Origin of the sequence: Spirillospora sp. NPDC000708, assembly GCF_040299565.1 — a bacterium.
In the GTDB taxonomy this organism is placed as follows: Bacteria; Actinomycetota; Actinomycetes; order Streptosporangiales; family Streptosporangiaceae; genus Spirillospora.
In genome coordinates this window covers 50,057-73,570 of sequence record NZ_JBEPCJ010000016.1, presented here as the reverse complement: position 1 = coordinate 73,570, position 23,514 = coordinate 50,057, and the positions used below count along the sequence as shown (strand labels likewise).

Genomic DNA, 23,514 nt, shown 5'->3' with positions numbered 1-23,514 from the left:
GATGCTCACCGAGGAACGACGCGAGAAGTTCAAGGACGACGTGGCCCGGCAGAGGCTGAAGGCCGACGGCCCGCGCTTCGACGGGGCGCTCCGGATCGCCGGCGCGCTCGCGATGGTCGTCGGGGTGGTCGGCGCGTTCGTCGCCTACAACGTCTCGCTCGCGCAGGACGACATGCGGGACGTCGGGTCGCTGCAGACGCTCGCCACCGGCTTCCTGGCGGTGACGGTTCTCGGCGCCGCGCTGTACCTGGCGTCCGCCGTGACCCGCGTCCTGCGGCTGTGGCTGCTGCGGCAGCTGCTGGAGCAGCAGTCCCACACCGACCAGATCACCGCGGCGCTCGAATCGCGCTGAGGCCCGTCGCTCCCAGTCAGCGGGATGTCCGGAACGTCCGGGCATCCCGCTGATTAACGTCGAGGGGCACCCACCCGGGCCCGCGGCGACCCGCAAGACTCACCCAGGGAACTCGATGACCAAGGAAACCCCCGATGTGTTCACCCCGGCGAAACTGGGGCCGATCACGCTGCGCAACCGCACCGTCAAGGCGGCCACCTACGAGGGGCTGACCAGGAAGGGGCAGGTCACCGACGCGCTGATCGACTTCCACGTGCGGCACGCCCGCGGCGGCGTCGGGATGACGACCGTGGCGTACTGCGCGGTGGCGCCGGAGGGCCGGACCGACAGCCGGCAGATCCACTGGCGGGACGAGGCGATGCCCGGCCTGCGGAAGCTGACCGACGCCGTGCACGCCGAGGGAGCCGCCGTCCAGGCGCAGATCGGGCACGCCGGCCCCGTCGCCAACCCCAAGAGCAACAAGCTCCCCTCGCTCGCGCCGAGCCGCCACTTCCACCTGACGACGCAGACCGTCGCCCGGGCCGCCACGCACGCGGACATCGAGCGGGTCGTCGAGGCGCACGCCCGCGCGGGCCGGATGGCGATCGAGGCCGGGTTCGACTCGATCGAGATCCACATGGGGCACAACTACCTGACCAGCTCGTTCCTCAGCCCCAAGGTCAACCACCGCAAGGACGAGTACGGCGGGTCGCTGGAGAACCGCGCCCGGCTGGCCCGCGAGATCGGCCGCGCCGTCCGCGACGCCGTCGGCGACCGCATCGCGGTCACCGCGAAGCTGAACATGGACGACGGCGTGCCCGGCGGCTTCTGGATCGACGAGGCGATCCAGGTCGCGCGGTGGCTTGAGGCGGACGGCTCGGTCGACGCCCTCCAGATGACCGCCGGCAGCTCCCTCCTCAACCCCATGTACCTGTTCAAGGGCGACGCGCCGCTGCACGAGTTCGCCGCCGTCATGAAGCAGCCGACCAGGCTCGGCATCAAGCTGATCGGCAAGCACTTCCTGAAGTCCTACCCGTACCGGGACCTCTACCTGCTCAAGGACGCCCTGCAGATCCGCGCGGCGGTGAAGCTGCCGATGATCCTGCTCGGCGGCGTCACCGACCGCGCCGGCATGGACACCGCCATGGCGGAGGGCTTCCAGTTCGTCGCGATGGCCCGCGCGCTGCTGCGCGAGCCCGACCTGATCAACCGGATCAAGGACGAGCCCGCCACCGGGTCGCTGTGCATCCACTGCAACAAGTGCATGACGGCGATCTACGGCGGCACCCACTGCGTCCTGTCCACCGAGCCCGCCTGGGGAAGCGCGAGTGCGTGACGAGACGATCGCGGACCTGCTCCTGGAGAGGCTGGGCGACGAGCGGCCCGGCCTGCGCAGCCGCGAGCGGACGTGGACGTGGGACGGGGTCGTCAGGGAGAGCGCCGCGCGCGCGGCGCTGGCCCGGGGGCTGCGCCGGGACGGACCGTTCCACATCGGCGTGCTGCTCGACAACGTGCCCGAGTACGTCCTGTGGCTGGGCGCGGCGGCGCTGAGCGGTGCGACCATCGTCGGGATCAACCCGACCCGGACCGGCGCGTACCTGGAGCAGGAGGTCCGGCACACCGACCTCCAGCTGATCGTCACCGACGCGGCCGGCGCGAAGCTGCTGGACGGCCTGGACGTCGGCGTCCCCCGCGACCGCTTCCTGCTGGTCGACGACCCCGGCTACGCGCCGCTCGTCGAGAGCCACGCCTGCGAGCCCGAACGCGACCCGGCGATCACTCCGAAGACGCAGATGCTGCTGCTGTTCACCTCCGGCACGACCGGGGCGTCCAAGGCGGCGCGCTGCTCGCAGGGGCGGCTCGCCGAGCTGGGCCGCGCCAACAGCGCCAAGTACGACATCAAGCGCGACGACATCAGCTACTGCCCGATGCCGCTGTTCCACGGGAACGCGCTGATGGCGCTGTGGGCGCCGTCGCTGGCCGCCGGCGCGTGCGTCGTGCTGACGCCGAAGTTCTCCGCGTCCGGGTTCCTGCCGGACGTCCGCTTCTACGGCGCGACGTTCTTCACCTACGTCGGCAAGGCGATCGGCTACATCCTCACGACGCCGGAGCGGCCGGACGACGCCGACAACACCCTCACGCACGGGTTCGGCACCGAGGCGTCGCCGGAGGACAAGGCCGCGTTCCTGCGCCGCTTCGGTGCGCGGCTCGTCGAGGGGTACGGGTCCAGCGAGGGCGCCGGGATGATCAAGCGCGTGCCGGACACCCCGCCGACCGCGTTCGGCGTCCCGATGCACGGCGGTGTCCGCATCGTGAACCCCGAGACCCGCGAGACGTGCGCCCGCGCCGTCCTGGACGGGCACGGCCGCGTCACCAACCCCGAGGAGGCGGTCGGCGAGATCGTCGACGTCGACGGCGCCGAGAAGTTCGAGGGCTACTACAAGAACCCCGAGGCCGACGCCGAGCGCGTCCGGCACGGCTGGTACTGGACGGGCGACCTCGGCTACATCGACGAGGCCGGGTTCCTGTACTTCGCGGGACGGTCCGGCGACTGGATCCGGGTCGACTCCGAGAACATCTCCGCGCTGCTCACCCAGACCGTCGTCCGCCGCCATCCGAAGATCGTGGACGCGGTCGCGTTCGGCGTCCCGGACCCGCGCTCCGGCGACCAGGTGATGGCCGCGATCGAGATCCCCGCCGACGTGGAGTTCGCCGACCTGGATTTCGCCGCGTTCCTCGCCGCCCAGGACGACCTCGGCACCAAGGGCGCGCCGCGCTTCGTCCGCGTCTCGCACGCGCTGCCGACGACCGGCTCCGGCAAGCTCAGCAAGAAGCAGCTGCAACTGGAGGGGTGGCGCACCACCGACCCCGTCTACCGGTGGGCCGGCCGCGGCGCGCCCGGCTACCGTCCGATGACCGAGGCGGACAAGGCGGCGCTCCGCGCGGAGTTCGCCGCCAGCGGCCGCGAACGCTTCCTCCCCTGACCCCGCCCCGACCACCCCGACCCCACCGGACACGACCCCACCGGACACGGCCGAACCGGCTCGACGACCACGAGAGGCGTACATGGATCTGCGTGAGTCCGCAGCGCACCGGGAACTGCGCGCGGAACTGAGGGCCTACTTCGCGGCCCTGCTGCCCCCGGACGTCCGCCGCCGGGCCGGCGAGGAGGGCGTCGGCGGCGGCACGTTCCGCGAGATCGTCAAGATGCTCGGCCAGGACGGCTGGCTCGGCTACGGCTGGCCCGCCGAGTACGGCGGGCAGGGCAAGTCGATCGCCGAGCAGTACGTGTTCTTCGACGAGGTGCAGCGCGCGGGCCTGCCGTTCCCGTTCGTCACCGTGAACACGGTCGGCCCGACGCTGATGCGGTACGGGACCGAGGAGCAGAAGAAGAGGTTCCTGCCCGGCATCCTCGCGGGCGACATCGTCTTCGCGATCGGCTACTCCGAGCCCGACGCCGGCACCGACCTGGCCTCGCTGCGCACCAGGGCCGTCCTCGACGGGGACCACTACGTCGTCGACGGGAACAAGGTGTTCACCAGCGGCGCCAACACAGCCGACTACGTCTGGCTCGCCGCGCGGACGAACCCGGACGTGCCGAAGCACAAGGGCATCTCGATCCTCATCGTCCCGACCAGCGCGGACGGCTTCTCCTGGAGCCCGATCCAGACGGTCGGCGGGATGGTCGTGACCGCGACCTACTACAACGGCATCCGCGTCCCGGCGACCGAGGTCGTCGGGGAGGTCGACGGCGGCTGGCGGCTCATCACCACCCAGCTCAACCACGAGCGGATCGGGCTCGCCGCGCTCGGCGGCCGGATGATCCGGCTGTGGGAGGACGTCCGGGACTGGGCCCGCGAGAACGGCGTCATCGACCTGCCGTGGGTGCGCGCCGACCTCGCCCGCACCTACGCCCGGCTCGAGGCGATGCGGCTGATGAACTGGAAGATGACGATGGCGGTCGAGGCCGGGGAGCTGACCGGCGCGCAGGCCGGCGCGGCGAAGTCCTACGGCACCGAGACGCACATCTTCGTGCAGCGGACGCTGACCGGGATCCTCGGCGCGGCGGGCCGGATCCGTCCCGAGTCGCCGGGCGCGGTGCTGTTCGGGCAGATCGAGCAGCTGTCCCGGCAGGGCATCGTCAACACCTTCGGCGGCGGCGTCAACGAGGTGCTGCGCGACATGGTCGCCGTCCAGGGGCTCGGGCTGCCGAGGGTGAAGCGGTCATGAGCGGCGCCGGCGTGAGCGGGGACTACGAGGAGCGCCTCCAGGCGTGGGTCGGGCGCGAGCTGGTCGCGCGGCGCCCCGGGCAGGACCCGGTCAACGTGCCGATGATCCGGCACTGGGTCGAGGCGATGGAGGACGCGAACCCGATCTACCTGGACGAGGACGCCGCGAAGGCCACCGGGCGCGACGGCGTCGTGGCGCCCGCGTCGATGGTCCAGGCGTGGACGATGCGGGGCTACGCGGCGACCGTCCGCCCGCCGTCCGAGCCGAGCGGGTTCGACGAGCTGGTGGCGCTGCTCGCCGAGGGCGGCTACACCTCCGTCGTCGCGACGGACTCCGAGCTGGAGTTCGAGCGGGAGCTCGTCCCGGGCGACCACGTGTCCGTCGAGGAGCACGTCGAGTCGATCTCCCCCGAGAAGAGGACCGGTCTCGGGGCCGGGCGGTTCGTCAGCACGGTGAAGACGTACCGGGACGCGTCCGGCGAGGTCGTCGCGACGCAGCGGTGGCGGACGCTCCGCTTCCGCCCCGCCGAGAAGCCCGCCGCGCAGGCCGCCGAGAAGCCCGTCGAGCAGGCGGAGGAGAAGCCGAAGGCGCTGCGGCCGCGTCCCGCGATCAACCCCGACAACGCGTTCTGGTTCGAGGCCGCCCGCGAGCACCGCCTCGTCGTCCAGCGGTGCGCCGACTGCAAGTCGCTGCGGCACCCGCCCGGCCCCTGCTGCCCCCAGTGCGGCTCGTTCGCGTGGGACACCGTCGAGTCGTCCGGCCGGGGCCACGTCTACACCTTCACGGTCAACCACCACCCGCGGCACCCCGCGTTCGACTACCCGCTGGTGGTCGCGGTGATCGAGCTCGCCGAGGGCACCCGCCTGATCGCGAACATGGCGGGCGTCGAGCCCGCGGACGTCGAGGTCGGCATGTCCGTCGTCCTCGACTGGATCGACCCCGACCCTGACCTTTCGCTGCCGGTGTTCCGCCCGGCCGCACACGAGGAGCGCTGATGGACTTCACCCTTGGCGAGGAGCTGGAAGCGGTCAGGGACCTGGCCCGGCAGATCTTCACCGACCACGCCACGCAGGAGCGGATTCGCGCCGCCGAGCGCTCCGGCACCGGCACCGACCAGGCGCTCTGGGGCGAGCTCGCGTCCGCCGGGCTGCTCGGCGTCGCGCTGCCCGAGGACGCGGGCGGCGCCGGCCTCGGCGTCGGCGCGCTGTGCGTCCTGCTGGAGGAGCAGGGCCGCGCCGTCGCGCCCGTCCCGCTGTGGCCGTCGCTCGCCGCCGCGCTCACCCTGGCCGCGCACAACACCTCCGGGCTGCTGGTGTCCGGCGTCGTCGACGGGACGGCCCGGCTGACGCTCGCGCTGGAGGAGTTCGCGCCCGCCGACCCGGCGGACCCGCGCTGCGAGGCCGCCCGCGACGGCGACGGATGGCGGCTCACCGGCACCAAGGCCGCCGTCCCCTACGCCGAAGGCGCCGACTTCATGCTCGTCGCCGCCCGCACCCCGGCCGGCCCCGGCCTGTTCCTCCTCGGCACCGGCGTCGACGGGGTGAGCTGGGAGCACGTCGACACCACCGCGCACGACGGCGCCGCCACCCTGACCCTCGACGGCGCGCCCGCGCAGCAGCTCCCCGCCGGGTCCCTCGGCACCGCGCTGCGGCTGTCGCGCGTCGCGCTCGCCGCCGTCCAGACCGGCGTCGCCGACGGCGCGCTCCGCCTCGCCGCAGACTACCTCTCCACCCGCGAGCAGTTCGGCCGCCCGCTCGGCACCTTCCAGGCCGCGCAGCACCAGCTCGCCGACTGCTACATCGAGATCGACGCGCTGCGCGTCTCCGTGTGGCACGCCGTGTCGCTGATCGACGCGGGCGAGGACGCCGACACCGCCGTCCTGGTCGCCAAGTGGTGGTCGGACGAGGGCGGGCTCAACGTCGTCCACCGCGTCCAGCACCTGCACGGCGGCATCGGCGTCGACGTCGACTACCCCGTCCACCGGCACTTCCTGTGGGGCAAGCAGATCTCCGGGATGCTCGGCGGCGCGTCCGCCGACCTCGAGGCCCTGGGCGCCGCCCTGTGAGCGCGACCGCGAGCCGGACCGCGAGCCGCGCCTACGACGAGGTCGCCGTCGGGGAGGAGCTGCCCGAGCTGCCGATCCCGCTGACCCGCACGATGATCGTCGCGACCGCCCTGGCGAGCCGCGACTACCAGGACGTCCACCACGACCCGGCGCTCGCCGAGGAGCGCGGCTCCAAGGACGTCTTCATGAACATCCTGACCACCAACGGGCTCGTCGACCGGTACGTCACCTCCTGGGCGGGACCCGCCGCCCGGGTGAAGGCGATCAGGATCCGGCTCGGCGCCCCCAACTACCCGGGCGACACCATGGTCCTCACCGGCACCGTCTCCGCCAAGCACGACGACGGCCACCGCGTCGAGATCGCCGTGCGCGGCGTCAACGCGATCGGCCCGCACGTCACCGGGACCGCCGTCGTCGAGCTTCCCGCCGGCCGAGAGCAGGGAGGCGCCGCGTGAGCGTCCTGCCCGGCGCCGCCGCGATCACCGGCATCGGTGCCACCGAGTTCTCCAAGGAGTCCGGGCGCAGCGAGTTGCAGCTCGCCTGCGAGGCCGTCCTCGCCGCCATCACCGATGCCGGGCTCGAACCGTCCGACGTCGACGGCCTGGTCACCTTCACCGCCGACACCAGCAGCGAGATCCACATCGCGCGCAACCTCGGCATCGGCGAGCTGACGTTCTTCTCCCGCGTCGGGTACGGCGGCGGCGCCGCCTGCGGCACCGTCCAGCAGGCCGCGATGGCCGTCGCGACCGGCGTCGCCGACGTCGTCGTCTGCTACCGCGCGTTCAACGAGCGGTCCGGCGAGCGCTACGGCCTCGGCCAGGCGAGCCGGCCGATGGACGTCAGCGCCGACCGCGCCGCCTACTCGTGGATGACCCCGTTCGGGCTGTCGACCCCGGCGCAGTGGGTCGCCATGTTCGCCACCCGCTACATGCACGAGTACGGCGCGACCAGCGAGGACTTCGGCCGCGTCGCCGTCGTCGACCGCGCGCACGCCGCCACCAACCCCAAGGCGTGGTTCCACGGGCGGCCCATCACCCTCGAAGAGCACCAGGCGTCCCGCTGGATCGCCGAACCCCTTCACCTGCTGGACTGCTGCCAGGAGAGCGACGGCGGCCAGGCCCTCGTCATCGTGTCCGCGCAGCGCGCCCGCGACCTCCCGCACCGTCCCGCCCTCATCTGGGGCGCCGCGCAGGGCTCGGGCAACGACCAGCACATGATGACGAGCTACTACCGCTCCGAGATCTCCGGCATCCCCGAGATGGGGCTCGTCGGACGCCAGCTCTACGCCCAGTCGAGCCTGACGCCCGCCGACATCCAGGCCGCGATCCTCTACGACCACTTCACGCCGCTCGTCCTCCCGCAGCTGGAGGAGCTCGGCTTCTGCGCCAGGGGCGAGGCCAAGGACTTCATCGCCGACGGCAACCTCGCGCTCACCGGCCGCCTGCCGTTCAACACCCACGGCGGCCAGCTCGGCGAGGCCTACATCCACGGCATGAACGGCATCGCCGAGGCCGTCCGGCTGGTGCGGGGCGCCTCGGTGAACCAGCCGGGCGACGTCCACAACGTCCTGGTCACCGCCGGAACCGGCGTCCCGACCAGCGGCCTGATCCTGGGAGCGGACCAGTGAACGCCGGCGACTGGAAGGGCCGCGCCCTCGGCGCCCGCACCGTCGAGTACGACGAGACGCGCCCCATCCTCTACGCGCTCGCGGTCGGCGCGCACGCCACCGACCTCGACCTCGTCTTCGAGGAGCGGCTGCGGGTCCTGCCGACGTTCGCGCTGACGCTCGCGCAGTGGGCGCCCGACGCGCTCGGCTCCGCGGGCGCCTTCGACGTCCGGACGGCGGTGCACGGGACGCAGCGCCTCCGCGTCCTCGTGCCCCTCCCGCGTGCGGGAGCCGTCGAGATGTCCGCGCACGTCTCCGACGTCTGGGACAAGGGCCGCGCGGCCGTCTTCGACGTCACCGTGACCAGTCCGTACTTCGAGGCGACGTGGTCGCTGTTCGCGCCCGGATCCGGCGGCTTCGGCGGCGAGCGGGGCCCGTCGGCGCGGCCCCGGCCGTCCGGGGCGCCGGACCTGTCCGTGCCCGTCCGGACGGACCCGGACCAGGCGGCGCTCTACCGGCTGCTGGGCGACCGGCACCACATGCACATCGACCCGGAGGCGGCCAAGGCCGCGGGCATGCCGCGGCCCTTCATGCACGGCCTGTGCACCCTGGCCGCCGTGACCCTGCCGCTGGCCGCCGCGGTCGGCGCCCACCCCGCCGACCTGGAGGAACTCGAAGCGCGCTTCGCCTCCCCGGTGTTCCCCGGCGACGAGCTCGCCGTCGAGGCGTGGAAGGACGGCGGCGCGACGGCCTTCGAAGCCTCCGTGGACGGCACCACGGTCCTGTCCGCCGCCCGGGCGGCCTTCACCGGGGCGCGTTAGGGTTCGAGGCGTGGTGAGGACGCGGATCGACGTCGGGCGGGTCCGGGCGGCTCGCGAGATGATCGATCCGGTCTTCCTCGACACGCCGCTGTACCGGTGCGAGGCGCTGGAGCCGGAGCTCGGGTGCGCGGTGAGCGTCAAGCTGGAGACCGCGAACCCGGTCCGCAGCTTCAAGGGGCGCGGCACCGAGGTGGTCGCGAGCCTGCTCGCCGGTCCCGGTGCCGGTCCCGGCGCGGGTTCGCGGGCCGCGGTGTGCGCCAGCGCGGGCAACCTCGGCCAGGCCCTCGCCTGGTCGGGGCGCCGCCGGGGCCTCGACGTCACCGTCGTCGCGTCCCGCTCCGCGCCCGCGGCCAAGCTCGACCGCATCCGCGCGCTGGGCGCCCGGCTGGAAGTGGTGGACGGCGACTTCGAGGCGGCCCGCGAGCGTGCCGCCGACGTCGCGCGCCACGACGGCGTCCGGCTCGTCGAGGACAGCCTGGACATCGAGACCTGCGAGGGCGCGGCGACCATCGGCCTGGAGCTGGCGGACGCCGCGCCGGCGTTCGACGCCGTCCTCATCGCGCTCGGCGGCGGGGCGCTGGCCACCGGCGTGGGCCAGGTGCTCAAGGCCCTGGCGCCCGGCGTCGAGGTGATCTGCGTGCAGCCGCTGGGCGCGCCGGCGATGACGCTGTCGTGGCGCCGGGGACGCGTCGTCACCACCGGCCCGACCGACACGATCGCCGACGGCGTCGCGGGCCGGCGGCCCATCCCGGTCGTCCTGGACGACCTCCTCCAGGTCGCCGACGACGCCGTCCTGGTCCGCGAGGAGTCGATCACCGCGGGCATGCGGCTGCTCCTCGACCACGCGGGCCTGGTCGTCGAACCGTCGGCCGCGCTCGGCGTCGCGGCGGTCCTCGAAGACCGGGACCGCTTCGCCGGGCGGCACGTGGCCACCATCGTGTGCGGAGGCAACGTCGACATGGACGCCTACCGCCGATGGGTCGGGATCGCTCCGGGCATCGCCTCCGGTCACGGGGCCTGAGGCGGGCGCCGGTCACGCAGGCTGCTCGTCCTCGGGCGCGAGCAGGGCGGCCAGCGCGGCGGCGGCTTCGAGGAGGGCCCTGGAACGGGCGTCGATGGCCGCGTCACGGGCGTCGAAGGCGGCGGTCAGGTCGGCCCAGCGCCGGGCGCGGCGCAGCTCCGGCATGAGGGCGCGCAGCGGGGCGATGCGGTGGCCGGCCAGGCGGAGCTGGTGGACGATCCGTGCGTCCCGGACGTCCGCGGGCGAGTACCTGCGCGCGCCGCTCGGGCCGGTCCTGGCGGGGACGACGAGGCCCTCGGTGTCCCAGTGGCGCAGCGTGGACGTGCGGACGCCGAGGGCGGCGGCCAGCTCGGACACGGTCATCGCGTCGGACGGGCGGACGTTGCCCATGGGCTCGGCCGTGATCGCCTCGGCGGCGTCCCGGGCGAGCGCGAGGTCCCGGCGCTCGGCGGCGAGGCGGGCGTGCGCGTCGTCCAGCAGGGCGAGCAGGCCGGAGCGGGGGTGGGCCTGCGCCGCGCGCATGATCGTCTTGGCCTCGACGGGGCCCGTGGCGGCGGCGAGGGCCCGGTAGGCGAGCGCGGACCGCACGTGGGCCTCGGCGTAGCGCCGGTAGCCCGAGGCGGTGCGCGACGCGGGCGGGAGCGCGCCGTCGCGTTCGAGGTTGCGCACCTGCTGGACGGAGCACCCCGCGCGTCGGGCGACGTCGACCGTGCGCAGCGAGTTGCGACTTCTCACGGCGTGGCCTCGTACTTTCCGCCTCGAAGTCTCCACAAGCACATGAATGTAACGCTAGAAGGCATGAGCATCGAGGAGATCATCGAGTTCGTCCGCGGCCTCGGAGGCGTGCTGGTCCTCGAACCCGGGCCGGACGACGGTTCGCCCGAGATCGCGTGGGGCGACGCGTTCTTCTACTACGCGCCGGATGGGGCCGTCCCGAAGGCGACGCAGCCGTTCGCGACGGTCGTGACGAAGGACTACCCGGGAGACGAGGAGTCGCGGCTGGACCGGCCCGGCGCGTTCCGGGTGAACATCGCCGCCGGTAAAGACGCCTTCGCGCGGTGGACGTCGCAGGGCCCCGGCGATCCGAGCGCGGCGGACGTCCTCCAAGCGCACCCCGTCTACGAGGACGCGGGCTGGCTCGCCGTGGTGAATCCGGGACCGGCGACCGGGGAGGCGATGCGGGAGCTGCTCCGCACAGCGCACGGCCAGGCCCGCCGCCGCTACGAGAGGCGCTCCGCCCTCCGCCGGCCGTAAGCGGGGCGAGCGGCGCGGTCAGTGGCGGCGGGTGAGGAACAGGTGGAGGAGGCAGAGGACGGCTAGGGCGGTGCAGGCGGCGAGGGCCGCCGTGGCGCCGTGGGGGAGGAGGACGCCGCCGAGGACGGTGCCGGCTCCGATGCCGGCGTAGAGGGCGGAGGCGTTCAGCCCGACGACGACGGCGGTCTCCTGCGGGGCGGCGTTGATGAGGCGGACCTGCTGGGCCGGGGTCTGGAACCACGTGGTGGCGCCCCAGGCGATCATCAGGAGCGCGGTGACCGGGAGCCATGACGTGCCCGTCGCGGACGCGCAGGTGAACAGGGCCAGGGTCGCGGCGAGGGCGGTGTAGCCGGCGGCCTGGACGCGGAGGGGGCCGTGGCGGTCGACGCGCGCCCCCGCCACCAGGTTGCCGGCGACGGCCCCGGCGCCGTAGAGGAACAGCAGCCAGGGCTCCGCGCTCCCGCCGGCGCCGAGTGCCCGCATGATGGGGACGGCGTAGGCGTACAGCCCGTAACCGGCGGCCATGCCGAGGACGGTCAGCGGCAGGACGGCGACGACGCCGGGGTGGCGCAGCGCGGCGAGCCGCCGGCGGAGCGGGATGCGGGGGCCGCCGGGGAGCGCGGGCATCGCGCGGAGCACGCCCGCGGCGGCGACCGCGCACAGGGCCGCGACGAGGGCGAGCGCGACGTGCCAGTCGAGGGTCCGGGCGGCGAGGCTGCCGAGGGGGACGCCCAGGGCGGTGGCGACGGTGAGGCCGCCGATGACGACGGCCAGGGCGCGGGCGCGCTGGGCGGGGGCGACGAGCGAGGCGGCGACCGCTCCGGCGTTGGGGGTGAAGGCCGCCGCGCCGGCCGCGGCGACGACGCGCGACACCATGAGGACCGAGAAGTCCGGCGCGAGCGCGGAGCCGAGGTTGGCGGCGGCCAGCACGGCGAGCGCGGCGACGAGCAGGGCGCGGCGGGGGACGCGGGCGAGGACGGTCGCGAGCACGGGGGACAGCACGGCGTAGGTGATCGCGAAGGCGGTGGCGGACTGCCCGGCGGTGCCTTCGGAGACGTGCAGCGAGGACGCCATGTCGGGCAGGAAGCCGGCGACCACGTAGGCGTCGGTCCCGACGGCGAAGGTGCCGAGCCCGAGGATCAGCGTGGATCCGAGCCCGCGCGGGGCGGGGTCCGCGGCCGGTGCGGACCGCGCCTCCCTCTGTCGATGTATCGGGGTATTCAATGTCCCTGTTTCCTCTCCAGAGAAGCCCAGGCCATGCGGCGGTCGGTGCGGCGGTCGGTATGGCGGTCGGTCGGCGGAGCGGTCAGTCGGTGAGGCGGCCGTAGTTGCGCCGGGTGCGGGCGCCGCCGTCGGGCGCTCGGTCCATCAGGTCGGCGATGGTGGTGCCGGCCAGCTCGCGGCGCCACGCCAGTTCGGCGCGGCGCATCAGGGCGGAGATGCCGCAGGGGGCCTCGAACTCGCGGCCGGCGTCACGGCCCCCGATCCCGCGCTGCCGGATCTCGGTGCAGCGGAACGCCTCGAGCGGCCCTTCGAGGGCGGTGACGACCTCCATCACCGAGATCCTCCCGGGCGGGCGGGCGAGCGACCAGCCGCCGCGCACGCCCGGCGCCGAGGTCAGGATCCCGGCGCGGGCGAGCGGCTGGAGGCGCTTCTTCAGGTACTCCTGCGGCAGGTCGAACCAGGCGGCCAGCCGCCGGATCGACACCGGCGCGCGGTCGTCCAGCCAGCCGAGCGTCACGCAGCAGTGCAGTCCCCACTCGACGCCCTCGCCCATCCTCATGAACCGGGACTATACATGTCCCCGTTTAGGCGGCGAGGCCCAGGGAGGCGATCAGGTCGCGCATCTCGTCCCGGTAGACGGCCGCCGGGTCGTGCACGAGCGGCCGGAGGTGTCCGTAGATCTCCAGCGCCATCAGCCCGTGCATCCGCCCCCACACCCGCAGGGTCAGCGCGAGCGCCTCCGGCGGCAGTCCGGGGAAGTCCTCCCGCACGTGGCCGACGAGCCCGGGGTCGAAGTCGTCCCAGGCGTAGCGGCGGCCGTCCGCCTGGAGCGCGGCGGCGGCCGGCCAGGCGGCGGCGACGAGGCCGACGAGGCCGGTGCAGGCGCGCAGCTCGGCGGCCTTGCCGGGGCCGTCGCCGGGCGCCTGGTACCCGGGCACCGGGTCGCCGTAGATCAGCCGGAAGCCCTCCGGGTTGGCCACCGCCCACTCCCGCATGGCCTGCGCCCAGGCCAGGATCCGGCCGCCCGGGTCGGACTCCGGGACGGCGTCGCGGGCGGCCTCGGCGGCGTCCACCGCCGCGCCGTACACGTCGCCGATCAGCGTCGTGACCAGGTCGTCGCGGGTGGCGAAGTAGCTGTAGATCGCGCCGGCCGTCATGCCCATCTCGCGGGCGATGGCGCGCAGCGAGATCGCGTCCGGGCCGCCCTCCGCCAGCAGTTTGAGCGCGATCGCCTTGATCTCGTCGCTGGTCTGCGCGCGCAGCCGGGCGCGGCGGCTCGGGGTCGGGTCGTTCACGCTTGACACTCTACAGCGTTGGACTACTGTACGGCGTGCTCGAATTGAACGGCGTGTAGTAAATCAACGGCATGTAGGAGATGGCATGGAAGGGCACCGGCCACGGCTCGCGCTGCTGGCATTGACGCAGCTCATCGTGGCTCTCGACTACAACATCGTGTACGTGGCGCTGCCCGGCATCGGGTCCGCGCTCGGCTTCGGCCCGTCGTCCGTCCAGTGGGTGGTCAGCGCCTACTCGGTCGGGCTCGGCGGGCTCCTGCTGTTCGGCGGGCGGGCCGTGGACCGGCTCGGCGCCCGCCGGATGTTCATGACCGGCCTCGCGCTGTACGGCGCCGCCTCGCTCGCGGGCGGCCTGGCGTCCGGTGCGGGGACGCTCGTCGCCGCCCGCGCGGTGCAGGGCGCGGGCGGCGCCCTGCTGACGCCCGCGACGCTCGCCCTCATCTACCGCGGATTCGCCGAGGGCCCCGCGCGCAACAAGGCGCTCGGCGCCTGGGGGATGGCGGGCAGCGCGGGGCTCGCCGCCGGGTCCCTGCTGGGCGGCGTCCTGACCCACTACCTGGGCTGGGAGTGGGTGTTCTTCGTCAACGTGCCGCTGGCGCTCGGCTGCGCCCTCGCGGCGCCGCGGCTGCTGCCCGCCGACCCGGCCCGCGCGCCCGGCTCGTTCGACGTGCCGGGCGCGGTGCTCGCCACCGCGGGATCGGCGCTGCTGGTGTTCGGGCTGGCGAGCGGCCCCGACGCCGGATGGGCGTCCCCGCGCGCCGCCGGGTCGCTGGCCGCCGGCGCCGTCCTGTTCGCGGTGCTGCTCGCGGTGGAGGCCCGCACCCGCGACCCGCTCATCCCGCTACGGCTGGCGCGCGGCCGCGGCCTCGCCACCACCATGGTCGTGATCGCCGTCTTCCAGGGCACGCTCGGCGGCGGCTACTACATCCTGACCTCCTACCTGCAGCCCGTCCTCGGCTACAGCTCGCTGGAGGCGGGTCTGACGTTCCTGCCGCTGACGCTGGTCTGCATGCTCGCCGCGCTCAAGGCCACCCCGGTGCTGCTCGGACGCTGGGGGATCCGCACCACGCTCGCCGTCTCGACGATCGGCACGGGCGCGGGCATCGCCGCGATGGTCTCCGGCACCACGGCCGGCGGCGGCTTCTGGACGCTGCTGCCCGGCAGCGTCGTCTGGGGCCTGTTCGGCGGCGTCGCGTTCGTGACGCTGTTCGCCTCCGCCGGCGCGGGCGTCCCACCGGAGCAGCAGGGCGTCGCGTCCGGGCTGGCCAGCAGCGCCAAGGAGATCGGCGGCGCCCTCGGGCTGGCGGCGTTCGTCGCGATCGCCAACGGCCCGGGCGACCTCCTGCACGGCCTGCACGCCGCCGGCTGGGCCGCCGCGGCCGCCACCGTCGCGGGCGGCCTGATCGCCCTCGTCCTCGAACCCGCCCGTCCCGAGGTCCGGGACGGGGAGTCCACCTCTCTCGAAGGAGCCCTCCGATGACCGCGACCGACCTGATCAACGCCTACCTCGACATCTGGAACGAGCGGGACGCCGCCGCCCGGGAGTCGCTCATGGGATCCGTCCTCACCGACGACGCGCTCTACAGCGACCCCGACTACGCGGGCCTGCGCGGGCACGCGGAACTGTCGGAGGCGATCGGGCGCGCCCAGGCGAACTTCGGCGACCTGCGCTTCGCGCTCGGCGACGTGATCGGCGTCCACCACGACCGGGCGCTGTTCACCTGGCGGCTGGGCGAGGCCGCGACCGGCTACGACGTCGTCGAGTTCGACGGCGACCGCATCCGCGGCGTCGTCGGGTTCTTCGGATGACCGGAGACCGCGCGTGGGCCGCCGCCTGGACCACCGCGCCGCAGCGGCCGGGCCCCGGCTTCGCCCCGAACTGGTCCGAGGAGGGCCTCGGCGGCCGGACGGTCCGCCAGACCGTCCGGCTCGGCATCGGCGGCGACGCGCTGCGGCTCCGGCTGTCCAACCGCTACGGCACGGCGCCGGTCCGGATCGCGGGCGCCACGGTCGCGGCGTCCGCGGGCGGCGCGGCGGTGAAGCCCGGCACGCTGCGGGAGCTGACCGTGGACGGCGCGTCCTCCTTCGCCGTCCCGCCCGGTGCGGACCTCGCCACGGACGGCGTGCCGTTCCCGGCCGGGCCGCTGGACGCGGTGACGGTCACGATGGTCCTGGACGAGCCGTCCGGGCCGGTGACGTTCCACGCCCAGGCCCTCGCGACGACGTACCGGGCGGCGGGTGATCACCGCGCCGACGGCGACGGCGCCGCCTTCACCGAAACCTCGCAGTCCTGGTACCTGCTCGCGGGCGTGGACGTGGCCGCCGCGGGGGCGGCCCCCGGCGACGGCATCGTCGTCCTCGGCGACTCGCTCACCGACGGGACGGGCGGCACCCCGGACACCGACCAGCGGTTCCCCGACCTGCTCGCCCGGCGGCTGGTCGCGGCGGGCCGGCCGCGCGCCGTCCTCAACCAGGGGATCGGCGGCAACCGGGTGACGGTCGACTCGCCCTGGCTGGGCGACCGCGCCACCGCCCGGTTCGACCGCGACGTCCTCGGCCAGCCAGGGGTCGGCACCGTCGTGGTCTTCGTCGGGATCAACGACGTCGGGATCGGCGAGGTCGCCGGCGACCCGCCGTTCCCGGTCCTCGCCCCGTGCACCGTGGTGCCGGCGGCGGACGTCATCGCCGGCCACCGGGACATGATCCGCCGGGCGCGCGCCGCGGGCCTGCGGACGGTCGGGGCGACGCTCGGGCCCATGCGGGGCTCGGCCTTCTCCACGCCGCGCAGCGAGGCGGCGCGCGCGGAGGTCAACGCCTGGATCCGCGGGTCGGGGGAGTACGACGCCGTCCTCGACGTCGCCGCGGTGCTCGGCGACGCCCTCGACCCCGCCCACGACTCGGGCGACCACCTGCATCCGGGCGACGCGGGGTACCGGGCGATGGCCGAGGCCGTCGACCTCGACGCGCTGTGACGTGCGGCCGGGGCCGTCCCCCGTGGGACCGGCCCCGGCCGGACGCGCGGATCAGGGGACGCGCGGGTCAGGGGAGGGTGGACAGGTCGATCGTCGACACCGCCGCGGCGTCGTGGCGGATCGTGTACCGCCCGCCGGCCAGCGACGGCAGGTCGGCCAGCGGGACGAGGTGCGGGAAGTCGGCGGTCGCCACGCGGACGCGGAGGCGGTGGCCCGCCGGGACGGTGGCGAACGCCGGCCGGATCTCGATGTCGTACCGGGTCACCGCCCCGGGCGCGACCGGCCGCCGCGCCGCGCGGGTGAGCGGGTGGTACGGGTACACCCAGCCGCCGGACGCGCCCTTCCAGCTGCGCTTCCCGTCGACCGCGCGCATCGAGCCCATGAGCGCGCCGCCGCTGAGGTCGGTGGACGTCCCGTCGGGCGCGACGTCCTCCAGGGTGAGCGCCCACAGCGTCTCCGGGCGGGTGGACGCGGCGCGCAGCGTCACGCCGATCGGCCCGGCGAGCCTCAGCGGCGCGGCCAGCGCCGGTGACGTGTAGGTGGTCTCGCCGGGCCCCTTGACGGGTTCGCGCTGGGAGCCCGTGCAGGGCGAGGCGACGCCCGCACCGGCGAAGAGCTGCGACAGCAGCCCGGCGGCGAACTGGTCGGTGGACCGGGTGCACGGGTTCGACAGGCCGGTGAACGCGATGGAGTCGGCGGGTTCGGCGCCGGTCGGCCGCGCGGAGGTCAGGCGTCCCTGGGAGCGCAGGTACATCCGGGTCGGGCGCGCCTGCGCGAGGGGGTAGTCGGCGGTGTCGTAGCGCCGTCCGCCGGGTTCGATCACGTGGAGGGGAGTGGCGGTGGAGACGGTGCCGCGCCCCTTCAGCCAGTGGTCGAACCAGGCGAGCTGGATCGCGTCGAGGTCCTGCCCGCTGCCCATGTCGCCGTGCGTCCACGGGCCGTAGAGCAGCGGTTCGCCGCGCTGGAAGACGTCGTAGAGCCCGCCGACGAGATGGACCGCGACGCCGTTGGCGACGATCCTGCGCAGGACGCTCTCCGGCGCCCGCTCCTTCCACCAGGCGTTGTCGTACCTGCGCGGGCCGTTGGTGAGCATGTCGCGCGCGATCGTCAGCTCGAACGGCCCGGCCTGCATGAGGTGCTCGTAGGCGAGGACGAGCGCGGCCGCCGGATCCTTGGGCAGCTCCACGAACGGCGTGGTGACCCGGGTGACCCCGTAGCCGAAGACCAGGCCGAGCGGCGACTCGACGTTGAGCGCGCCGCCGCTGACGAACAGGTCGCGGTACGGGTCGGCGGACGCCGCCATCGGGAAGATCGCCTTGAGCGGGGAGTGCGGGCCGACCGCGGCGGCGGTGAACAGCTGGTCGATCGCCAGGTACGACAGGCCGAGCATGCCGACCTCGCCGCTGGAGTTCGGCAGCCGCGCCGCCCAGTTCACGATCTGCGCGCCGGCCTGCGCCTCGGACGGCTCGAACAGGTCGAACCTCCCCTGCGAGCCGCCCGTCCCGGGGACGTCCACGACGAGTCCCAGGTAGCCGCGTTCGATGAGGTACGGGTTGAGCCCGCCGGTGCCGGGCGAGCCGGTCTCCGCCGACGGCGTCTTGCCGTACGGGGTGAACCCGATGATGACCGGGAACGGGCCGCGCGCCGGTTTCCCGGTGGCGCGGTCGGTGGGCACGTGCAGGTCGGCGCGCAGCAGCGTCCCGTCCTTGAGCTTCAGCGCGAGGTTGCGCCGCACGGCGATGCCGTAGGGCGCCGCCGGCGCGGGCGCCGCCGGCGCGGGCGCCGCCGGCGCGGGCGCCGCCGAGGCGGGGACGGCGAGCGCGGCGAGGACCAGGATCAGCGAGCACGCGGCTGCGAGACGGCGCATGGCGCGACTCCCGGGGTCGGAGGTGCTTGGGCGGGACGCTAACAACCCGCGCGCCCGCCGGGAACCCCAAACGAACAAAAATGTTTATTTGATGCGCTACCCGCCGGCCGCGCGAGCGTCTCGCGGGGTACCGGTGAGCGGGACGGTCTGGCGGATCCGGGGTGACCGGGGCCACCATGGGCTCTCATGGGCGAACTGACGATTCCGGCGGTGTTGGCACGGGCGGCGGAGGCGTTTCCGGACGCCGAGGCCGTGGTGGACGGGGACGTCCGCGTGACGTTCGCGGAGCTGCGGGACCGGGTGCGGGAGGCGACGGCCGCGTTCGCCGGCGCCGGGATCGAGCCGGGCGACCGGATCGCGATCTGGGCGCCGAACGGGCTGCCGTGGATCGTCACCGTCCTCGGCGCCATGGGCGCGGGCGCGACGCTCGTCCCGCTCAACACCCGGTACAAGGGCGACGAGGCGCGCTGGCCGCTGACCCGCGCCCGCGTGAGGATGCTGTTCGTCGCCGACGGGTTCCTCGGCATCGACTACCCCGGCATGCTCGGGGTCGACGCGACCGGCGCCTACCCCGGCCTGCCCGACCTGAAGGCCGTCGTCACGTTCAACGGCGAGGAGCGGCCGGGCGTGACGTCCTGGGCCGGGTTCGCCGGCAAGGCCGTCCCGCTCGCGGAGGCGGACGCGCGGGCCGCCGCCGTCCGCCCCGGCGACGTCGCCGACATCCTGTTCACGTCCGGGACGACCGGCAAGCCCAAGGGCGTGATGTGCACGCACGAGCAGAACGTCCGGACGTTCGAGGCGTGGGCGGCGCGGACCGGCGTGCACGCCGGCGACCGCTACCTCATCGTGAACCCGATGTTCCACTCGTTCGGCTACAAGGCCGGCGTGATCGCGTGCGTGCTGAAGGGCGCCACGATGGTGCTCCAGCCGGTGTTCGAGGTGGCGGAGACGCTGCGGATCATCGAGGCGGAGCGGATCACGGTGCTGCCCGGCCCGCCGACGATCTACACCTCGCTGCTGGACGCGCCGGGCCGCGCCGAGCGCGACCTGTCCTCGCTGCGGCTCGCGGTGACCGGCGCCGCCGACGTGCCGGTCGCGCTCGTCCGGCGGATCCGCGAGGAGCTGTTCCCGCAGGTCATCACCGCGTACGGGCTGACGGAGTGCTCCGGCACGGTGTCCGCCTGCTCGCTGGACGACGATGACGAGACGATCGCGACGACGTGCGGCCGGGCCATCGACGACGTCGAGGTGAAGATCGTCGACGACCGGGGCGAGCCGGTGCCGGCCGGCACCGACGGGGAGATCCTCGTCCGCGGCTACAACGTGATGAGCGGCTACCTCGACGACCCGGAGGCGACCGCCGAGACCATCCGGGACGGCTGGCTCGACACCGGCGACCGGGGCCGCCTGGACGAGCGCGGCAACCTGTCCATCACCGGCCGGTCCAAGGAGATGTTCGTCGTCGGCGGGTTCAACGTGTACCCGGCGGAGGTCGAGGACGTCCTCGCCCGGCACGCCGCGGTCGCCGAGTCCGGCGTCGTCGGCGTCCCGGACGCCCGGATGGGCGAGGTCGGCCGCGCCTACGTCCGGCTCCGCCCCGGCCGCACCGCGACCGCGGACGAGCTGATCGCGCACTGCCGGGAGCGGCTCGCGAACTTCAAGGTCCCCAAGGAGGTCGTCTTCGTGGACGACCTCCCCAAGACCGCCTCCGGCAAGGTCCGCCGCGTCGAGCTCAAGGAGCAGGCCGGCGCCTGACCCGTTCACCTGCGGCGGGTCGCCGTTCACGGTGCCTCCCGTGAACGGCGACCCGCCGCGGGCCGAACGTCAGAGGGCGGCGACGACGCGGGCGCGGTGCTCGGAGGGGGTGCCCCAGGACGAGTACAGGGCGCGGGCCTTGCGGATCCACAGGGACGGGTCGTACTCGTCGGTGTAGCCGATGGCGGCGTGCACCTGCAGCGCCGTCTTCGCCGCGAGGTACGACGCGTCGGACGCGGCGACCTTCGCGGCCGACGCGTCCCGCGCGAAGTCGCCCGTCCTGTACGACAGGGCCGCGCCGTAGACGAGCGGCCGCGCGAACTCCAGCTCCACCATCGCGGTGGCGAGGTGGTGCTTGACGGCCTGGTACTCGCCGATCGGGCGCCCGAACTGCTGCCGGGTCTTCGCGTACTCCACCGACACGTCCAGCAGGGCACGGCCGAGGCCGACCTGCTGCGCGGCGCACAGCAGCACGCCGAGGTCGGTGCGGCCGGACGGCGCGCCGTCCACCCGGAACAGGCGGCGGGCCGGGTCGAGGGACGCGACGCGCCCGCCGGCCCGCACGGCGGTCCCGTCGGCGGCGACGACCAGGTCCGCGACGTCGGCGTCCAGCGCGTGCGGGACGGCGACCGACACCAGCGCCTCGCCCTCGGCGATCCTCGCCAGCAGGTCCCCGTCGCCCAGGAACTCGGCCGCGGCGAGCGTCTCGACGTACGGGCCGGGCGCGGCGGCGCGCCCCAGCTCCTCCATCGCGACGGCCAGCTCGACGGGGAGCAGCCCGGCGCCGCCGTGCTCCTCCGGGACGGCCAGCGCGAACACGCCCGCCTCGGCGGCCTGCGACCACAGCGCCCGGCCCGGCGCCGCGTCGCCCGCCGCCCACGCGCGGACGGCCTTCGCGGTTTGCGCGCCGGCCAGCAGCCGGCGCAGCGTCTCGCCGAACATCCGCTGCTCGGCGGAGAGGACGAACTTCACCGGGACCCCCTCGGGAGGCCGAGCAGCCGCTCGGCGATCACGTTGCGCTGGATCTCGTTGGTGCCCGCGTAGATCGGGCCGGCCAGGGAGAACACGTAGCCCTCCAGCCAGTCGGAGTCGAGCTCGCCGTCCGGGCCGAGCAGGTCCAGCGCGGTCTCGTGCAGCGCCACGTCCAGCTCCGACCAGAAGATCTTGTTGAGGCTGGACTCCGCGCCGATGTCGTCGTCCCGGGAGATCGTCTCGAAGCCCTTCAGCCGGTACGCGCGGGACCGGATCCACGCGTCCGCGACCCGGTCGCGCAGCGCCGTGTCGGACGGGTCGGCGCGCTCCTTCCACAGCTCGACGAGCCGCTCGGTCGCGGCGGTGAACCGGCCGGGGCTGCGCAGCGTGAGCCCGCGCTCGTTGCCCGCGGTGCTCATCGCGACCCGCCAGCCGTCGCCGGGCGCGCCGATGACGTCCTCGTCCGGGACGAACACCCCGTCCAGGAACAGCTCGGCGAACGCGGGCTTGCCGTCCAGCCGGCCGATCGGGCGGACCGTCACGCCCTCGGCGTCCAGCGGGAACATCAGGTACGTCAGGCCCTTGTGCCGCGACGACTCGGGGTCGGAGCGGAACAGGCCGAAGCCCCGGTCGGCGAACGCGGCGCGGGAGCTCCACGTCTTCTGGCCGTTCAGCAGCCACCCGCCGTCGGTGCGGGTCGCGGTGGAGCGCAGCGCGGCGAGGTCGCTGCCCGCGCCGGGCTCCGACCACGCCTGCGCCCAGATCACCTCGCCCGCGGCCATCGGCGGCAGCACCCGCGCGAGCTGCTCGGGCGTGCCGTGCTTGAGCAGCGTCGGCGCCAGCAGGTTGATGCCGTTCTGGCTCACCCGGCCCGGCGCGTTCGCCGCGTAGTACTCCTCCTCGAAGATCAGCCACTGGAGGACGGAGACGCCGCGCCCGCCGTACTCCTCCGGCCACGACACGACGCCGAGCCGCGCCCCGCCCAGCCGCCGCTCCCACTCCCGGTGGAGCGCGAAGCCCTCCTCGGTCTCCAGCGACGGCAGCGGCTCGGCCGGCACGTTCGCGCGCAGCCAGCCGCGTACCTCGGCGCGGAACGCCTCGTCCGCCGCCCCGAATTCAAGATCCATGCGGTGCCTCCCTCATGCTCCTGGCGTCCTGCCCGCCCAGCGGGTCGCCGCCGGTCTCCGCGTTGTGCGCGTGGGCGAGATGGTGCAGGCCGAACACCGCGTCCATGCCCGCGTGCATGCCCTGGAGGTCCTCGGCCTGGTTCACGGCCTTCTTGGTGAGCGCGAGGCCCATCCGGGGCATCGCGGCGATCCGCCCCGCGAGCGCAAGGGTCTCCTCCTCCAGCGCGTCGCGCGCGACGACCCGGTTGACCCAGCCCAGCTCGTACGCGCGGGACGCGGGCATCCGGTCGCCGGTGTAGAGGAACTCCTTGGCGACGCGCGGCGGCATCACCCACGGGTGCGCGAAGTACTCCACGCCCGGGATGCCCATCCGGACGACCGGGTCGGCGAAGAACGCGTCGTCCGACGCCACGATCAGGTCGCAGACCCAGGCCAGCATCAGCCCGCCCGCCACGCACGCGCCCTGCACCGACGCGATCATCGGCTTCGGGATCTCCCGCCAGCGGCGGCACATCCCGAGGTACACCTCCGACTCGCGGGCGAACCGGCTCTCCGCGCCCGCCTTGCCGACGTGGTCCCACCACATCCCCGCGCGGCGCGGGAACGTCGCGTCGGCGTCCCGTCCCGGGGTGCCGATGTCGTGCCCGGCGGAGAAGTGCGGCCCCGCCCCGGCCAGCACGATCACCGCGACGCCGTCGTCCTCGGCGGCGCGGTAGAACGCCTCGTCGAGGGCGTACGTCATGGCGGAGTTCTGCGCGTTGCGGTACTCCGGCCGGTTCATCGTGACGACCGCGACGGCGCCGCGCCGCTCGTACTCGACGACCACGTCGCCTCCCTTCTTTCTAACAACTGTTTGGTAGAGTAGCCGCCGTCGTCCACCGCCCCCGCCATCGCCTCCCGTCCAGCGGGATCCGCGCCCCGCCCGCGGCCGGGTGCCGCCGAATCCCGTTCCGGCGGGATCCGGTAAGAAGGGG

General features: G+C 74.3%; 23 protein-coding genes. 15 read left to right on the top strand and 8 right to left on the bottom strand.

What is annotated here, in order from left to right; genetic code table 11:
• Nucleotide 1 precedes the first annotated feature (1 nt).
• From ABT299_RS14420 to ABT299_RS14375, 10 genes are all read left to right on the top strand, one after another.
• Nucleotides 2-352 carry a hypothetical protein gene (locus ABT299_RS14420; protein WP_190857027.1) on the top strand — a complete coding sequence of 117 codons (351 nt, stop codon included), beginning with the start codon at nt 2-4 and terminating at the stop codon, nt 350-352.
• A 115-nt stretch (nt 353-467) separates the two neighbouring features.
• Entirely contained in the window at nt 468-1,667 is a 1,200-nt protein-coding gene (locus tag ABT299_RS14415; RefSeq protein WP_500251043.1) for an NADH:flavin oxidoreductase, read from the top strand.
• The gene (gene casI, locus ABT299_RS14410; RefSeq protein WP_500251042.1) at nt 1,660-3,315 is read left to right on the top strand and encodes a steroid-22-oyl-CoA synthetase; all 1,656 of its coding nucleotides are present in this window, start codon (nt 1,660-1,662) and stop codon (nt 3,313-3,315) included. Before ABT299_RS14415 ends, casI begins: the two co-directional genes overlap by 8 nt.
• Nucleotides 3,316-3,397: 82 nt before the next feature.
• Complete coding sequence (locus ABT299_RS14405) at nt 3,398-4,561, top strand: acyl-CoA dehydrogenase family protein (RefSeq protein ID WP_500251041.1); 1,164 nt, start codon at nt 3,398-3,400, stop codon at nt 4,559-4,561.
• On the top strand, nt 4,558-5,556 hold the full coding sequence (locus ABT299_RS14400; protein WP_500251040.1) for a bifunctional MaoC family dehydratase N-terminal/OB-fold nucleic acid binding domain-containing protein: 999 nt from the start codon (nt 4,558-4,560) through the stop codon (nt 5,554-5,556). The genes ABT299_RS14405 and ABT299_RS14400 overlap by 4 nt, the downstream gene beginning before the upstream one ends.
• On the top strand, nt 5,556-6,626 hold the full coding sequence (locus ABT299_RS14395) for an acyl-CoA dehydrogenase family protein (protein WP_190857032.1): 1,071 nt from the start codon (nt 5,556-5,558) through the stop codon (nt 6,624-6,626). The genes ABT299_RS14400 and ABT299_RS14395 overlap by 1 nt, the downstream gene beginning before the upstream one ends.
• Nucleotides 6,623-7,081 (top strand): MaoC family dehydratase, encoded by a 459-nt coding sequence (locus ABT299_RS14390; RefSeq protein WP_500251039.1) that lies wholly within the window; start codon nt 6,623-6,625, stop codon nt 7,079-7,081. Before ABT299_RS14395 ends, ABT299_RS14390 begins: the two co-directional genes overlap by 4 nt.
• Complete coding sequence (locus tag ABT299_RS14385) at nt 7,078-8,253, top strand: lipid-transfer protein (RefSeq protein ID WP_500251038.1); 1,176 nt, start codon at nt 7,078-7,080, stop codon at nt 8,251-8,253. The genes ABT299_RS14390 and ABT299_RS14385 overlap by 4 nt, the downstream gene beginning before the upstream one ends.
• The gene (locus ABT299_RS14380) at nt 8,250-9,053 is read left to right on the top strand and encodes a MaoC/PaaZ C-terminal domain-containing protein (protein WP_500251037.1); all 804 of its coding nucleotides are present in this window, start codon (nt 8,250-8,252) and stop codon (nt 9,051-9,053) included. The genes ABT299_RS14385 and ABT299_RS14380 overlap by 4 nt, the downstream gene beginning before the upstream one ends.
• 10 nt (nt 9,054-9,063) lie before the next feature.
• Nucleotides 9,064-10,074 carry a threonine ammonia-lyase gene (locus ABT299_RS14375; protein WP_500251036.1) on the top strand — a complete coding sequence of 337 codons (1,011 nt, stop codon included), beginning with the start codon at nt 9,064-9,066 and terminating at the stop codon, nt 10,072-10,074.
• Between the two features lie 12 nt (nt 10,075-10,086).
• Here the strand turns inward: ABT299_RS14375 and ABT299_RS14370 are convergent, their stop codons facing one another.
• The gene (locus ABT299_RS14370; RefSeq protein ID WP_500251035.1) at nt 10,087-10,809 is read right to left on the bottom strand and encodes a MerR family transcriptional regulator; all 723 of its coding nucleotides are present in this window, start codon (nt 10,807-10,809) and stop codon (nt 10,087-10,089) included.
• A gap of 63 nt (nt 10,810-10,872) precedes the next feature.
• Here ABT299_RS14370 and ABT299_RS14365 point away from each other — a divergent pair, with 63 nt between their 5' ends.
• Nucleotides 10,873-11,328, top strand: coding sequence for a DUF6194 family protein (locus tag ABT299_RS14365; RefSeq protein ID WP_500251034.1), 456 nt, complete (start codon nt 10,873-10,875; stop codon nt 11,326-11,328).
• Nucleotides 11,329-11,346: 18 nt separating this feature from the next.
• Here the strand turns inward: ABT299_RS14365 and ABT299_RS14360 are convergent, their stop codons facing one another.
• From ABT299_RS14360 to ABT299_RS14350, 3 genes are all read right to left on the bottom strand, one after another.
• Nucleotides 11,347-12,552 carry an MFS transporter gene (locus ABT299_RS14360; RefSeq protein ID WP_500251033.1) on the bottom strand — a complete coding sequence of 402 codons (1,206 nt, stop codon included), beginning with the start codon at nt 12,550-12,552 and terminating at the stop codon, nt 11,347-11,349.
• 82 nt (nt 12,553-12,634) lie between these two features.
• Nucleotides 12,635-13,111 (bottom strand): RrF2 family transcriptional regulator, encoded by a 477-nt coding sequence (locus tag ABT299_RS14355; protein WP_500251032.1) that lies wholly within the window; start codon nt 13,109-13,111, stop codon nt 12,635-12,637.
• A gap of 25 nt (nt 13,112-13,136) precedes the next feature.
• A complete protein-coding gene (locus tag ABT299_RS14350; RefSeq protein WP_500251031.1) occupies nt 13,137-13,847 on the bottom strand; it encodes a TetR/AcrR family transcriptional regulator in 711 nt (236 codons plus the stop codon).
• An 85-nt stretch (nt 13,848-13,932) separates the two neighbouring features.
• On the opposite strand from ABT299_RS14350, the gene ABT299_RS14345 reads away from it, so the two are divergent.
• Genes ABT299_RS14345 through ABT299_RS14335 form a run of 3 tightly spaced genes read left to right on the top strand, consistent with a single transcriptional unit; the run spans nt 13,933 to nt 16,819 of the window.
• The gene (locus ABT299_RS14345; protein WP_500251030.1) at nt 13,933-15,327 is read left to right on the top strand and encodes an MFS transporter; all 1,395 of its coding nucleotides are present in this window, start codon (nt 13,933-13,935) and stop codon (nt 15,325-15,327) included.
• Nucleotides 15,324-15,656, top strand: coding sequence for a nuclear transport factor 2 family protein (locus ABT299_RS14340; protein ID WP_387022594.1), 333 nt, complete (start codon nt 15,324-15,326; stop codon nt 15,654-15,656). Before ABT299_RS14345 ends, ABT299_RS14340 begins: the two co-directional genes overlap by 4 nt.
• Nucleotides 15,653-16,819, top strand: coding sequence for a GDSL-type esterase/lipase family protein (locus ABT299_RS14335; RefSeq protein ID WP_500251029.1), 1,167 nt, complete (start codon nt 15,653-15,655; stop codon nt 16,817-16,819). Before ABT299_RS14340 ends, ABT299_RS14335 begins: the two co-directional genes overlap by 4 nt.
• Nucleotides 16,820-16,886: 67 nt before the next feature.
• On the opposite strand, the gene ABT299_RS14330 is transcribed toward ABT299_RS14335, so the two are convergent.
• Nucleotides 16,887-18,686 carry a CocE/NonD family hydrolase gene (locus tag ABT299_RS14330; RefSeq protein ID WP_500251028.1) on the bottom strand — a complete coding sequence of 600 codons (1,800 nt, stop codon included), beginning with the start codon at nt 18,684-18,686 and terminating at the stop codon, nt 16,887-16,889.
• A gap of 186 nt (nt 18,687-18,872) precedes the next feature.
• Between ABT299_RS14330 and ABT299_RS14325 the strand changes: the two genes are divergently transcribed.
• The gene (locus ABT299_RS14325) at nt 18,873-20,441 is read left to right on the top strand and encodes a FadD3 family acyl-CoA ligase (RefSeq protein WP_190857042.1); all 1,569 of its coding nucleotides are present in this window, start codon (nt 18,873-18,875) and stop codon (nt 20,439-20,441) included.
• A 69-nt stretch (nt 20,442-20,510) separates the two neighbouring features.
• Here ABT299_RS14325 and ABT299_RS14320 read toward each other — a convergent pair whose 3' ends face one another.
• From ABT299_RS14320 to ABT299_RS14310, 3 genes are read right to left on the bottom strand one after another with little or no spacing between them, the layout of a single operon-like run.
• A complete protein-coding gene (locus tag ABT299_RS14320; RefSeq protein WP_500251027.1) occupies nt 20,511-21,413 on the bottom strand; it encodes an acyl-CoA dehydrogenase family protein in 903 nt (300 codons plus the stop codon).
• Nucleotides 21,410-22,540, bottom strand: a complete 1,131-nt coding sequence (locus ABT299_RS14315; protein WP_190857044.1) for an acyl-CoA dehydrogenase family protein — start codon at nt 22,538-22,540, stop codon at nt 21,410-21,412. Before ABT299_RS14315 ends, ABT299_RS14320 begins: the two co-directional genes overlap by 4 nt.
• Entirely contained in the window at nt 22,530-23,366 is an 837-nt protein-coding gene (locus ABT299_RS14310; protein ID WP_500251026.1) for an enoyl-CoA hydratase, read from the bottom strand. The genes ABT299_RS14315 and ABT299_RS14310 overlap by 11 nt, the downstream gene beginning before the upstream one ends.
• Between the last annotated feature and the right edge of the window lie 148 nt (nt 23,367-23,514).